The sequence below is a fragment of the Streptomyces sp. NBC_01335 genome, assembly GCF_035953295.1.
Taxonomy (GTDB): Bacteria; Actinomycetota; Actinomycetes; order Streptomycetales; family Streptomycetaceae; genus Streptomyces.
In genome coordinates, this window is record NZ_CP108370.1 from 7,644,309 (window position 1) to 7,658,268 (window position 13,960).

Below are 13,960 nucleotides of genomic sequence, written 5' to 3' on the forward strand. Positions count from 1 at the left end.
CAGGTTCACTCCGGCCGCGATGGCCGGGGGACCGGAGGCCTCCGGCACTTCGAGCCAACAGAGAGTGACGAGGGAGTGGAGTCCAGGCGGAGCGCGCCGGGCTGCTGAAGCTCGCAGCAGCGGACTGTTTCCGACACCGTAGTGGAGTCACAACGCTGCACGTGGTCGAGCCGGCTTTTCAAAGTCCACAGGCGCTCGACGCCGTTCCGCGGAGCAGGACCTGATCGTGAGGCAGTCCCCTGGCCGGCGCCCAGAGCCATGCCGGAGCCAGGAGTCCACGCCTGGAAGGTGAGGTGGCCGCGGTGGCGGCGCAGCAGTCGGCGCGGGTTGTAGCGGACGCTCTCCACGGCGGTGTCGAGACCGGCCCGGGCCTGTTCGATGAGGCTGCCGGTCCGGGCGGCCCGGTCGCGCCAGCGGCTGGTGGTGTCCGCGTCGAGGGTTCTGTCGCGCAGGGCGGGGTGCATGTCGGACGTGAGGTCGTGGAGCGTACGGGCCAGGACGCGGACGGCGTGTTCGGCGCTGCGGTAGCGCAGTGGCGGGGCGATGGCGACGTTGACGGCGGTGCCGATGGCGCAGCCGATGAGGACCAGGAGCACGATCTGTCCCAGTCGGCTGACTCTGGCGGAGTCGTCGGTGGTGCTGACGTAGGTGGAGAACGCGAAGAGGGCGGCGGTGGCCACCTGCGGTCCCTGCGTCCCGAGGACGCGCAGGCGGCTGATGGACAGCGCGATCACCGCCACCAGCACGAAGGTCAGCAGATCCGGCCCGGCGAGGAAGCCCAGCAGGGCCTGGACCGCGACTCCGACCGCGACCGCCGCGACGTAGCGCAGGGACTGCACGACGGACTGGTAGACGGTGACGTACATGATCGTCACCGCGGAGAACGGGGCGAACGCCGGTGACGTGGCGTCCATGAGGTTGTAGGACACCAGCCAGGAGAGGGTGGCGGCGAGGGTGCTCTTGCCGATCAGCAGCAGGGTGTGCCGCTCGGAACTGTCCTCGTGCGCAGCCCTTCCCCACCAGCCGGCCAACCTGGTGGACCAGCCCCGCGCTCCCGCGGTCGTCCGGTCATCGGCCATACCGTGCCCGCCTCCGTTTCCCAGCGGTGGTCAGTCCGCGTCCACGTCCTGCACGGAGACGCGGATGGTGTCCAGCGTGCCGTCCGCCGCGTCCGGGATCAGCATCCCGGCGCGCGCCCCGCTGCGGAGATAGTCCACCACCGGCTGGTCGAGCACCTCTCCGGGGAGTTGTGGACCGAGGTCACGCAGACTTCGGCGCCCGCGTCCATCGCCCAGGTGGGCAGGTCGGGGTGGAAGGGCAGATGGGCTCTCCACGCCTCGTCCACGATCAGCGGCGTTCCGCGCTGATGGCAGATTTCGGCGATGGCTCCGATGTCCGCGCAGGCGCCGTAAGGGGTGGGGCTGGTGACCAGGGCGCCGCGCGCGTCGGGGTGCTCCTCGAACGCGGCCCGGAAGCCGTCGGGGGCCGGCGGGTGGGCGAGGTGGAGGCCGGTGTCCCACTGGGGATCGACCCAGACGGGACGGATGCCCGCGAGGATCAGGCCCGAGATCACCGACTTGTGGACATCGCGTCCGCCATCAACTCCTCGGCGCGTTCCATGACTTCGTGCGACATCGTCCGGTCGTCCAGGCCGGAAACCGCGAGCATGTCCGCCCGGAAGAGGGCGTCGCCCAGGACCGCCCGGACCCTCGGGTCGGCTCCCCGGCCCTGTTTGTGACCGGGGGGTGTGAATGGCAACTGGTCCTGGTCCTGGTACGCCGTCAGAGCATCGAGGACAGGTGCTTCGGAGTGGTCCATGAGGTGCGGCTTTCCGGAGTCGGAGGGAGGAAACACGGGCGTGCGGCTCGGCGAGCCCGCTCTTCGTGCGGGAGTGGTGCGGGCGCCCACGGAAGCACCCGCACCACTCCTGGCGTGCCCCGGCCACTCGTCCGCGGCAGCCGTCCGAAAAGCAGACCGTCAGAGAGCGGGCGTGAACCGGTCCCAGGCGCGGTGCGTGCCGAGCAGGCCGGCGATGCTCTCCAGCACCTCCGGCGCCGCCTCGCCGACCACCACGCCGACGGAGCCTGCGGGCACGCCCGCTGCCGCTAGAGCATCGGCTCCTTCGCCCCAGGCGCCGAGGGCCTTGCCATGGCGGAACGCCTCGCCGACCATCAACAGCAGACGTGGATCGACGGCGAGGACGGCCGCCGCGGCGTCGTCCGCCTTGGCGTCCCGTGCTCCGTAGCCGTCGGCCGCCGGACCGGGCGCCCCCGCCAGCAGGATCGCGTCGAACTCGATGGACCGGGCCGTGGCGAAGGTGCGCTGCACGGTGACGGCCTCGTCGCCCCGGCCCAGCGCGCCGCCGCGCGGGGCGATGACCAGCGGGACCATGCCGGCGTCGAGGACCGCGCGGCGTACGGCGCGTACACCGTCGAGATCGTCGGATCCGTCCGTGACGATGCCGATGATCCGGCCGTCGAGCGGCCAGTTCCCGCCGAGCTGTGAGAGCGCGAGGCTCGGTTCGACCACGGCCAGCGGGACACTCGCCTCCGGAACGGGCAGGCCCAGGCCCGCCCCGACCTGCTCGCAGAGGTCGGGGTCGATGTTGGCGAGGACCTGCAGGCCTCGTGCCTTGATGGCCTCCTCCCAGCACTTGCCGAGCTCGAAGGTGTAGGCGGCGACGATGTGTTCACGCTCCGTCGGGGTCATGCTGAGCCAGAACAGCCGGGCCTGACCGAAGTGGTCGTCGAAGGAGGCGGGGGCCTCGCGCACCTTGGTGCTCGCCGCCACCGGGGCCGGTACCTCGATGAAGGCACCGGTGTCCGCGCCTGCCGTGAACGGGCATCCGCCGTCCAGCGAGTTGGGCCGATAGGGGGCGACGCCCCGGTGGACCGCCGTCTGGTGCATCCCGTCGCGCAGCATGTCGTTGACCGGCGCGTGGGTGCGGTTGATCGGCAGCTGCGGGAAGTTCGGGCCGCCCAGTCGGCTGATCTGGGTGTCGACGTAGGAGAACAGACGCCCTTGCAGCAGCGGGTCGTTGGTGACGTCGATGCCCGGGACCAGATTGCCCAGATGGAAGGCGACCTGCTCGGTCTCGGCGAAGTAGTTCGACGGGTTCGCGTTGAGCGTCATCAGACCGACGGGCTGTACGGGGGCGAGTTCCTCGGGCACGATCTTCGTCGGGTCGAGCAGATCGATGCCCTCGAACATCTGCTCCTCGTTGTCCGGGAAGGTCTGCACGCCGAGCTCCCACTGCGGGAACGCGCCGGCCTCGATGGCGTCGGCGAGGTCGCGGCGGTGGAAGTCGGGGTCGACGCCGGCCGCGATCTGCGCTTCCTCCCAGACCAGTGAGTGCACCCCGAGCTTGGGCTTCCAGTGGAACTTCACCAGGGTCGAGGCGCCGTCCGCGTCGACCAGGCGGAAGGTGTGGACGCCGAAACCTTCCATCATCCGGTAGGAACGCGGGATGCCCCGGTCGGACATGTTCCACAGGGTGTGGTGGGTCGCCTCGGTGTGCAGGGTGACGAAGTCCCAGAAGGTGTCGTGCGCGCTCTGCGCCTGCGGGATCTCCCGGTCCGGGTGCGGTTTTCCTGCGTGGATGACGTCGGGGAACTTGATCGCGTCCTGGATGAAGAACACCGGGATGTTGTTGCCGACGAGGTCGAAGACTCCCTCCTCGGTGTAGAACTTCGTGGCGAACCCCCGGGTATCACGCACCGTGTCTGCGGAGCCGCGGGAGCCGAGGACGGTGGAGAACCGGACGAAGACCGGCGTCTCCACATCCTTGGCCAGGAACGCCGCCTTCGACAGCCGGGCGGCCGTCCCGTAGCCGCGGAACACACCGTGCGCGGCCGCGCCGCGAGCGTGCACCACGCGCTCGGGGATGCGCTCGTGGTCGAAATGGGTGATCTTCTCCCGCAGGTGGTGATCCTGCAGGAGTACGGGCCCGCGTGGGCCGGCCTTGAGTGAATGGTCGGTGTCGTACAGCCGCGCGCCCTGGGCCGTCGTGAGGTAGGAGCCGCTTTGCGCGTTCCGTGCCGGGTCGGCACCGGTGGGCTGGCCGGTGGGGCTCACCGTCTCCGGCCCCGTCTGGTCGGATTTCGGAGGCAGCGGTTCGCGTGGTGTGGTCGGCTCCTGCGCCGACGGCGGAAGCGAGCCCGGCACTCCGGGCACTCCGCCGGGCGGGCCTTCGGTGCCCAACAGGGCGTCCGCCGCCTTCTCCGCCGCTGCTTTCAAGGGATTCTTCTTCTCGGTCACGCCATCTCCTTTAGCCGAAAAAGCCGAGAAAAAAGCCCATAACTTCATATTTGAGGAGAATGTGCTGACTGTGCCACCTGTTCGGACTCAGAGGGGTCGCAGTGCGGTGCACCGTCACCCTCAGCCGCCTGCGGCGGGCGCGGCAGAAGCTTTCGGTTTCAGGGGTCCGCGCGTCCGTCGCCACTCACCGGTTCCACGAGCTCCGTCGCCACTCACCGGTTCCACGAGCAGCGGCAGCGCGTGGTCCCCGCCCGGTGGCCCTCGCTCAGGGGCGACGGTGCGTGAGGGTGAAGAGTCCGCCCGTCGGGTCCTGCTGGCCCACCTGGCGGGCGGCATCCGCCCCGAGTCACTTCTCCAGCTCGCCTGCGGACATGTTGACGGCCTCGCCGAAGCTGTCGAGCACGCTCTGCCGGTCCTCGTCGCCGGTGGCGCTCACGAGCCGCAGTCCCTCTTGCGCAGCGACTCGGGCTTGTGCACGGCCGGCTTGCCCGTCCTGTCGCTCCGTACCTCGTACTGAGGCTGTTCCTCGGAGGCGTCCACGGTCCGGCCGGCCGCTTCGGCGCGCCTGTCGATTCTGCGCTGCACCGAGCCCTCCACGTTCTGTTCGTGGCTCTTCCAGCTGACGTCGTCGCCCTTGGACAGCTTCTTGTCCTTCTTCCCGGGCATGCGAGCGTTCCCTTCTCTCGGAGGGTCGTCGAGTCGTGTCCGTACGAATCGCTGCCTTCTGCCGACTGGGCCCGCATGCCGGACACGTGGTACCCCGTCTCGGTGGCCGTCGAGGCAATGGGTCCGGTCTCTCGGGCGTACCGCCGGGGGCGGCCGGGCCGGACCGAACATGGAGGACCGGCTTCGGAGTAAGGGGGCGCACAGGCATCATCCTCGACGCAGCGGAAGTCGTCCCGTTCGTGCGCCTCGAGATCCTGCTCGCTCCACGGGCCCTTGGCCATGCCGGTTCCCCGCGTCACGGGCCAGGGGCCGCACCACCGGGTCGGAGCAGTGACGCAGGAACCGGCGCTTCTGGGGTGTGGCTGGTCAAGCAGCTGCCGACGCCGACGAATCGGCGACTCCCTGGGCGGGGCCTCGTAAGGTCTGGCTTTGACGGCGGCTGCTGGAGACGGTTCGCGGACAGCGGCCGCCGTCATAGGACGGTTGCCGCCGGGCGCTGCTCCTTGGCAGGGAGGTCCGGGGCGCCCGGGAGCCGTTCCAGGGCTCTGGCCGTCGGCGGCGCGGAGCGTTCGGGGAGGGAAGCAGGTCGTGTGAGCCGGAGAGCCGCGGCAGCCGGGTCGCCCCGGGCCGCGAGCCGCAGCGCAGGCTGCGACCACCTGCGCTGCGGGAATCGCGGTGTCGGCCCTTCAGCCCCGGTGCCGGCCCCGGTTCATCCCTGGACGAGGTCCTGGACGACCAGGCCCTGCGGATACCCGAACCGCTCGCCCAGAGCGACGAGAGCGGGGCGGGCTCCGGGGGCGACCGGCACGGCGTAGGCCTTGAGAGCCCGCAGGAACAAGCGGTAGCCGAGGTCGGCGCAGACCTCGGTCACCACCCGCTCCAGCGCCGGGACGACGTCTCCCACCGGCAGCACGTCGTACATCCGTCCCGCCATGTCGGCCAGGGCCAGGTCCACGCCGACGGTGCCGACGGCGTGGAGTACGGCGGCGCGGGACGCGTCGTCCGTCACCGGGTCCGCCGACGGCCCGACGAAGCCGGGGGAGTTCCGGCGTTCCTCGGCCAGCCAGGCGGCCTCGACCATGTCGAGCCAGGTACGGACGCCCACACCTTCCTTGAACGGATCGAAGGCATGGTCCGTGGACGCGATCCAGGCGGTACGGATCGCCTCCTCCGGGATGTCCGACTCGCGCAGGCGTCGGACATCCCGACCCAGTTGCAGGGACGACGCCCCCCGGAGTTCCGTGACCGACCGTCCGGCGACCAGGACCATGGCGGAGACCGGGCCTCGCTCGATCAGGCAGTCCAGTTCGTGCGGCGGCAGGTCCTCCATGTCGTCGCACTGTTCCGCCAGCCAGGTCAGCCCGATCTCCTCGGTCATGCTCAGTCCTTCAGATAGGAGGTGTAGACGACGTACTTGCTGGGCTTGTGCGCCTTGCCGACGTATTTGAGCTGGATGACCACCGTAGTGCCGGCCGGTCCGCCCTGAACGCCGTTCCTGACCCACTTCTTCCCGAGCGAGCTGCCCATGCCGCGGATGTCCCACTGGATGGTCTTGAGGTCACGGGTCGAGACGAAGGGCAGCTTCTTCCCGATGCGCTGTGCCTGTTTCGTCTTCCACGCCTCCAGCTCCGCGGCCTTGCCGGGCTGCTGCATCCACTCCCTCATGGCCTTGTCCACCGCCTCGGTCGCGGTCGCCTCATCGGTCCACCGGGTCGCGACGCCGCCCTTTGCCGCGTCGGCCTTGGCGGCCATCTCGGTGTCGGACTTGTTGACGTGGTCGCCGAGGGTGTGGGCCCCCTCATAACCCTCGTCCGAGACGATGTCGGTGCAGTTGTGGACCAGGACGTTCTGCGGCCGGGTGCCGCGCGTTCCGACGTAGAACGTGTGCACCTCGTCGACCGTGAGGTCGTAGACCTCGGTCGGCGTCAGTCCGTCCCGGTCGCGAAGCCGGCTCACCCGGTGCAGGGCGCCGTCCGGGGTGCGCAGACGGTCGCCGGTGCGCAGGTCCGACACGAACGTCCAGCCGCGCCCCTCCACGTGGAACCGGTGGCCGGCCGTGCTGGTCAGTACCGCGCCGTCGACCGTGATGTCGACCAGGCGCGTGGTGCCGTGGCGGAAGGTGTCGGTCACCGGCTCGGAGGTGGAGAGCCCGGTCGACGGGTCGGTCGCCAGAACCCTTTCGCCCCGGCGCACGTCGCGGATCGCCTTGAGCGAGCCGTCCGCCATGAGGACCCGGGTGTCTCCCGGGAAGCTGTTCCGCCGGCAGAGCGAAACAACGTCCTCGTAGCCGTTGACCGTGTTTTCGAGACGGGCGACCGTCGCCGGGTTGATGTCGTCCAGCGCCTTCAGAGCGACGAACGCCTCCCGGACGCCGACGCCGGTCTTCATGGCCGCGTCGAGGGCCCGGATGCCCTCGACGACCTTCCCCAGCGCCTTGCCGGGGATGAAGTTGGACGCCGCCCAGGCGCAGCCGCTGACGCTGCCGTGCCAGCAGTCGACGAAGTCCTGGACGAGGATCGCCTTGCCCACCGCCAGGTAGGTCTGGAGCAGGCCCTTGAGGATGTCCATCTGGGTGAAGGTCTTGGTGACGTCCTTCTTCAGGCCCGTGAAGGGTTCCGTTCCCAGGTGCTGGGTGTCGGAAGCCGGGCATCCCGAAGCCGTCGCGGGGACGGCGTCGTTGACGCACAGATAGAAGTCGACCATCACGTCGAACGTGTAGGTGAAGGTGACCGTGCAACTCGTGCCGAAGCCAGGCGGAATCTCGCAGGGCTTGTCCTGCTTGGTGTCGGTGACCTTGACACTGTCCTCGTCGACGACGAAGAAGGTGCCGCCGATCCCGGTGCCCGCGCCCGTGCTGACCTGCTGGTTGGCTTCCTTGCGCTCGGCGGCCTCCGCCGCTTCCTGGGCCGACTCCGCGTACAGCTGCGCGTCCTTCGCGGCCTCCTCGGCCGCCGTGGCGGCTTCGTCGGCCCGGCTCGCCGCGGCCCGTGCGGCCTCGGCGGCCTCGGTCGCCTCCGCGGCCGCGGCGCGTGCCGCACTCGCGTCGAGAGCCGCCTGGTCGGCGGAGTCGCGCGCCTGGGTGGCGTATCCCTCGGCGCGTCCCGCCGCCTTGTCGGCGGCCTCCGCGTCCACTGTGGCCTGGCGGTCCCACTCGATGGTGCGCGCCAGCGACGCCTGCGCCTTCGCCGCGGCGGTGGCGGCGTCGGCCGCGTAGCCGAGGGCCTCCTTCGCGTAGCCGCGGGCGACCGCGGCGTAGTTCGCGGCGTTGGCCGCGTGCTGGTAGGCGGCCTTGGCGTCGCCCTGTGCCTGGTCGGCGATGACCTTGGCGGCCGCCGCCTCCTCCGCGGCGTTCTGGGCGTGCGCGTCGGCGACCGCCTTCTGCTGTTCCGCGATCGTCTTGGACGCCTGTCCGCTCAGCACCACGAGGCCGGCGGCGGAGTCCTTGGTGACGTAGGGCGAGCCGAGCTGGATCGCGTCGTTGGCCGGCGCCGCGACCTGTGCGGCCGCGTTCCCGGCGTCCACCGCCGCCTGGGCGGTGACATGGGCGAAGCCCGCCGCCTTCGCCGAGGCGACCGTGGCCTTGTCCGCCTCCACCCTGGCCACGTCCGCGTGGGACTTGGCCTCCTTCGCGCGGAGCTCGGCCTCGTCGGCCATCTCGACGGCGAGGTTCGCCTCGGCCGCCGCGTGCTCCGACGCGACGATGGCCTCGGCCGCCGCGCTCGTCGCGGTGCGGACGGCTGCGTCGGCCTTCAGCTTCGCCGCCTGCGCCCCGTCCGCCGCCGCGCGCGACCGCTTGGCCGCTGCCTCGGCGCGGGTGGCCGCGGCGTCCGCGTCGGCGGCCGCCTGCGAGGCCGCGTCGGCCTCGGTGCGGGCCCGGCCCGCCGCCGCCTCGGCGTCGTCGGCATGTCCGGCGGCCGCGTCGGCGGCCGCCCTGGACGCGGTGGCTTGGTCGTCGGCCTCGTGGGCCTCGGCGAACGCCTCCTTGGCGTCAGCCTTGGCACGGGCGGCGTCGGCCTTCTGCTCGGCGTCCCAGGCGTCGTCGCGCAGGTCGCGTGCCCGGTCCCGGGCAGCCTCCGCGTCGTTCCTGCGGGCCACCGCGGTGGACTCCGACGCCTCGGCCCTGTCCTTGGCCTCGTTGGCGTTGACCGCCTCCGCCTCGGCGTTCTGGCGGTGCTGGGCCGCCTCGGCCTGCTTGGCCTCGGCGGTCTCCTTCTCCTTCTTCGCCGTGGCCTCCTCGGCCTCGGCCGCGAGCCGCTCGGCGTGCGCGTCGGCCGCCGCCACCTTGGCGTCGGACTCCGCCGCCAGGGTCTCGGCGAGCTTTGCCTCGGCGGTCTCCTTGTCCTTCTTCGCGTTGTCGCGGTGCGTCTTGGCCGCCTCCGAGGCGGCCTTGGCCTGCAGTTCGGCCCGGTAGGCCGCCTGGCTGCGGAACTCCGTCTTGGACTGCGCGGCCTGCGCCAGCGCGCGCTGGGCGATCGTGTCACTGTCCGCGGCAGCCGCCCGGGTGGCCGCCTCGGCCGTCTCGCCGGCCTTCACCAGAGCAGTCACCGCCGCCGCCGCGCCCTGCGTGACCTGCGCCTTCTGTTGTCCCACCAGCAGACCGCGACCCCGCGGCGCCCCATTGGCGTCCGCGATGGCGTACGCCGCCTGCTCGGCGGTGACGCTGGCGCTCTGGGCGGTCGTCGCGGCCGTCGCCTGACGCTTCAGTTCCGCCAGTTCCGCCTGCGCTCCCGTGCGTGCGGAACTCAGCCTCGCCGAGGCCTTGGTGAACTCCGCCGCGGGAGGCACGGTGCCGTTGTGCGCGGAGACCTTGAACAGCACCTTCTGCGTGGCGGCGGTGCTGCAGGCCGCCGCGAGCGCGTCCTGTCCCGCGGTGTACGCCGGGAAGTTGAGGCATTTGCTCGCCCCCACGTTCTGCAGGGTGGCGCTCGCCCGGACGCTGAACTTCCACACCTGCGTGGGCGTGCCGTTGCAGGTGTAGATCTGGATCTTCGTCTGGTTGGTGGCGAGGTCGAGGCACTTCTGCGCGTTCACGTTCTGAAGGCTGTAGCCCTGGCCGTAGCCGCCGTTGATCCGCCACTGCTGGGCGGCCGCCGTGGAGCAGGTGACGACCTCGACGGCCGTGGCGTTCGCGGTTCCCGAGCCTTGGACGCCCAGGCACTTGCCTGTCGCGCCCGGGATCTGCACGGCCATCGGTGAGTCGCCGATCCAGCCGATGCCGCCCGAGGACCAGTAGTCCTGCCAGCGGGTGATGTGGTCGGCGACCCACGAGTGGCCGAGCATCTTGCCCATCGACTCGGAGGCCACGGTCAGCGCCTGGACGGCGTTCTTGTTCGCGGTCAGGATGTCGTTGCGCTTGGCCGCCTGCGAGCCGATCTCCTGCTGCCACTCCGCCGCGGCGGTCGTGGAGACCTCGCCGAGGGCCTTCTCCGGGTCCATCGGATCACGCCACGCGCACGCGGCGAAGCGGGACTTGAGGTCCTCGACCGCGATCCGGTGTTCGGCGGTGCCCGGCACCGGCGCCTTGTCCGGGAAGCCACCCGAACTCAGGAAGAGGCGGGCGTTGTCGGCGCCGGTCGGCTCCAGGCTCCAGTCCGTCAGGTGCTCGTAGGCGGCCCGCAGAGCGAGCTGCCGGTCCCAGTCCGGCAGGGACGGGTCGGGGTCGCTCCCGTACAGCGGCTGCCCCAGGGCCTTGACCGCGGCGACGGTCTGCGCGTCGGCGGCCGGGGTGGCGTCCTCGTAGAAGTCGCTCTCGTCCTTCCAGAACCGGTCGGCGATCCACTCGGTGAGGCCGGTCTGGGAGTGGAAGTCCTCGCCGTCGTCGCCGCTCGTCCCCGGTGGCCACTCGAAGTCGACCACGGATTTGAAGCCGCCCGGCGTCTCCAGCCCGGTGATCTTCCAGGTGTTGTGAAGCGCGTCGAGGCGGTCCAGTTCGGCCAGTGCGGCGGTCCGGTCCGATTCGTACGCGGTGGCGAGCGGCGTGTCCTCCCAGTAGTCCCGGTCCGCCAGTTCCCGCAACCGCTCCGGGCTCTGGTTCAGGGCGTCCTTGGCGCTGGTGGCCATGGCCGGCCCGCCGAGCCGCAGGACGTCGCTCATCAGACACTGGTCCTGCCGCAACAGCTCGGCGGGCGTGTCCTCGTACCAGTCGTAGTCGCTGGAGGCCGCCTCGGTGTTCGGGGCGGTGGGCCGGGCCAGGAGTTCGGGGGTGACGGCCACGCCCACCAGCAGTGCGGCGGCCAGCAGGGGCGGTACGAGCCGGGCGGAGAGCCCGGCTCGCCGGAGAGCAGGTCTGCGCGACCCGGATGATCGTGAACGCACGTGTGCATCCTCATTACGTGGAGGGTGGACCGACCGGTCGGTGACCGGTGCCGCGACGCCGTGACGGCGCGCGATCCGACGCGGGGGCAGGGGCGTCGGGGCACGGCGGACGGCATGGGACGCACGGAGTGCGGGCATGGCGGTACGACGATGGATCCCCCGGCGACGTGGTTCCCCCGGTCGCTCGAATGACGTGCGCGGTCCCGGTCTGGTCTGGACCGGGCCCAGCGCGGCGTCACTTTAGGCAGAAGTCGACACTTTCCGGAAGGGGTTGACGGTGGCAGGAAGGAGATTGGCGTGATGCGGAATGCGGGCTGCCGCGGCTCCGTCCGACCGACTGAAGTGTTGGCACCCGTGGTTACCTGTGCGTTGCCTGTGCATTCAAGTTGCGCGTGGGGTGGACGGTTCGGCAGAAGCTGGCCGGATTTCGCCCGTCGGTAGACGGCTCCTCCGACGCTTGTGACCGCCGCCGTCGTCGTCGGTGTGGTGATCTCACTCATCACACCGGCGATCCGAGGGGCCCCGTTGGTTCGTATCGAGCCATGCTCGATGCCCCGCACGAGCTCGTCGAGCACGTCCCCTGGCTGTCGTACGACGAGATCGTCGACAGCCGCGTTCAGCTCGGCGAGCGGGACCCGATGCGACTGGTCGAAGAATTCCGCCTCCTGCCACCGGTCCAGCGGCGCCAGCAGGGTTGTCCCGAGCCGAACACGAGCTCCAGGCACAGGAGTTGCCAGGCCATGTCGTTGTGGAGAACGAACAGGATGCTCTGGAGGCAGAGCCGATCCGCGATGGGCAGGTACCGCCCCTGGGCCGTGTCTGACCATTCCCGCCGGGCGGTCAGCGCCCGGCACGGCGCCTCGCGGCGTTGTCGGACCGCCTGGGTACATCCCGTACTCGGGTGATCCTCCGCCTTGCGACGCACCGCACCGGACACCGCCCGCTGATCCGGCGCACATGGTCAGACACGGCCCAGCACGCTCCGGCCCGGGGGTTCCGCGCGGCGGCCGAGCCGGTCAACCGCAAGCGGCGGCGACGGGCCCGGTGGGCCGGAGGCCGCCGCCGCGCCGGCTTCCGGTGTGCTCAGCCGGTGATGACGATGCTGATCGGTCCGGAGATGCTGGTGACGCCTTGGGGGGTGGCGCACTGGAGGAGGTTGGGCGCGAGGTAGGTCACGATCTCCTGGAGGGCCTTGCCCGCGAAGCGGCCCGAGGTGATGGTGCCTGTGCTGGTGACGATGAGCTGGCCGCCGGTGACGACCACCACGTAGGTGCCCTCGTAGTGGCTGGTGGTGTTGTCGTTCCAGGTGAGGTCGAACGCGTCGTCGCCGATGGGCGGGGTGTAGAGGCAACTGGCTGTGGTGTCGAACGGTCCGAAGCTGTGCCGGCCGGAAGACACGGGGCCACCGAGGCAGGTGGTGAGGTCGGAGCTGTTGGTGACCTCCGTCTGCTGGGTGCTGAGGGTGATGCCGGGGGAGTACGTCTGAAGTCCGGTACCGGTGCAGACCATGACCACGGGGTCGGCGTGGGCGGTGGGTGCCGCCAGTAGGGCGGAGGTGAATGCGAGCAGGAGCGCGGCCAGGGTGCTCACGGCCGTGCGGAGTGGTTGGCGGGGCCGATCGTTCATGGGAGCCCTTTCGCGACGCGGACTCGAGCGGGGGCCCTGCATCGCGAACATCTCGTACGGATGCCAGGGATCCACACTTCGAGAACTACGGTCACTTTTGGTGACCTCGTGACAGCATTGCGTGAACTTCCGGGTCTGACAACCCTCTTCGTGGGATTCGCCTTGAGCTCGTCCGCGCCGCCGGAGCACCGCGTGGAGTGCGTCGGCGCCAGGGCGCGGCATCGGCATCGCCGGGCCGTAGGCCCTTCACGGCCCGTCCTCTTCGAGTCGGCGGGAGATCGCGCGGGCGGTTGCCCGTACGGCCGGGCCGTAGCCGGCTTCCGTGAAGCCGGTGCTGGGTGCGACGACCGACAGCGCCGCGACCACCTCGCCGCCGTTTCGCACCGGTGCGGCCATGGTGTCCACCGGCCAGGGGTGGCTCTGCCGGCCGTACGCGTGGTCTCCGCGCCGTACTTCGGCGAGCGCGCGGCGCAGGTCGGCCGGGGTACGGATGTCGTCGTGACCCTGTCGGAGACGGCCCTTCGCGGGTTCGTAGGTGGTGAGGGCGCGGTCCTGGACGTCCTTCGGCGCGAAGGCGAGGAGCACCAGTCCGACTCCGGTGGTGGTGAGCGGAAGGCGTCCTCCCACGCGGTAGCGCACGGGGCCGGCGTCCAGCGCGGAGAGCCGTTCGACGAGTACCGCCTCGTCCTGTTCGCGGACGGCGAGCAGGACGTGCTGCCGGGTGACGTGGAAGAGGTCTTCCATGAACGGCATGGCCACGGATCGCAGGCCGTGGCCGCGCGGCGCCAGGGACGCGGTCTCCAGAAGGCGAAGGCCGACGACGTAGCGGCCGTCGTCGAGACGCTCCAGCGCACCCGCGTGGACCAGCGACCGGGCGAGCCGCAGGGCGCTGCTGCGGGGAGTACCGCTCCGCCGCGCGAGTTCGGCGAGCGTCTGCGCGCGGTGGTCGGTGTCGAACGTGCTGAGCAGGGCGAATGCCCGGTCGATGACAGGCTGCCCCTCGGCGGGCTTCCCGCCGCGTCGCCCGCTCGGGTTGCCGTTGTCCGAACCCGGTGTTTCATTCATCGGCATCACACGTGCCACCCTACGACGCCGT

7 protein-coding genes and 1 pseudogene are annotated in these 13,960 nt (G+C 70.8%); all 8 read right to left on the bottom strand.

Annotation, left to right across the window (positions count from 1 at the left end; all coding sequences use genetic code 11):
• Positions 1-5: 5 nt before the first annotated feature.
• The 8 genes and pseudogenes from OG599_RS32410 to OG599_RS32445 all read right to left on the bottom strand — a co-directional run bounded on the left by OG599_RS32410 (position 6) and on the right by OG599_RS32445 (position 13,935).
• Positions 6-1,079: an FUSC family protein gene (locus OG599_RS32410; protein WP_327179528.1), complete on the bottom strand. Its 1,074-nt coding sequence runs from the start codon at positions 1,077-1,079 to the stop codon at positions 6-8.
• 170 nt (positions 1,080-1,249) lie between these two features.
• Positions 1,250-1,818: pseudogene (locus tag OG599_RS32415) on the bottom strand (ornithine decarboxylase); the annotation flags it as partial.
• 159 nt (positions 1,819-1,977) lie between these two features.
• Entirely contained in the window at positions 1,978-4,257 is a 2,280-nt protein-coding gene (locus tag OG599_RS32420) for a catalase (protein WP_327179529.1), read from the bottom strand.
• Between the two features lie 432 nt (positions 4,258-4,689).
• Entirely contained in the window at positions 4,690-4,923 is a 234-nt protein-coding gene (locus tag OG599_RS32425) for a DUF2945 domain-containing protein (protein WP_327179530.1), read from the bottom strand.
• 709 nt (positions 4,924-5,632) lie between these two features.
• Positions 5,633-6,301, bottom strand: coding sequence for a hypothetical protein (locus tag OG599_RS32430; RefSeq protein ID WP_327179531.1), 669 nt, complete (start codon positions 6,299-6,301; stop codon positions 5,633-5,635).
• A gap of 2 nt (positions 6,302-6,303) precedes the next feature.
• Positions 6,304-11,238: a polymorphic toxin-type HINT domain-containing protein gene (locus tag OG599_RS32435; protein WP_327179532.1), complete on the bottom strand. Its 4,935-nt coding sequence runs from the start codon at positions 11,236-11,238 to the stop codon at positions 6,304-6,306.
• Positions 11,239-12,321: 1,083 nt separating this feature from the next.
• The gene (locus tag OG599_RS32440; protein ID WP_327179533.1) at positions 12,322-12,864 is read right to left on the bottom strand and encodes a hypothetical protein; all 543 of its coding nucleotides are present in this window, start codon (positions 12,862-12,864) and stop codon (positions 12,322-12,324) included.
• A 246-nt stretch (positions 12,865-13,110) separates the two neighbouring features.
• The gene (locus OG599_RS32445) at positions 13,111-13,935 is read right to left on the bottom strand and encodes an IclR family transcriptional regulator (RefSeq protein WP_327179534.1); all 825 of its coding nucleotides are present in this window, start codon (positions 13,933-13,935) and stop codon (positions 13,111-13,113) included.
• Positions 13,936-13,960: the final 25 nt, after the last annotated feature.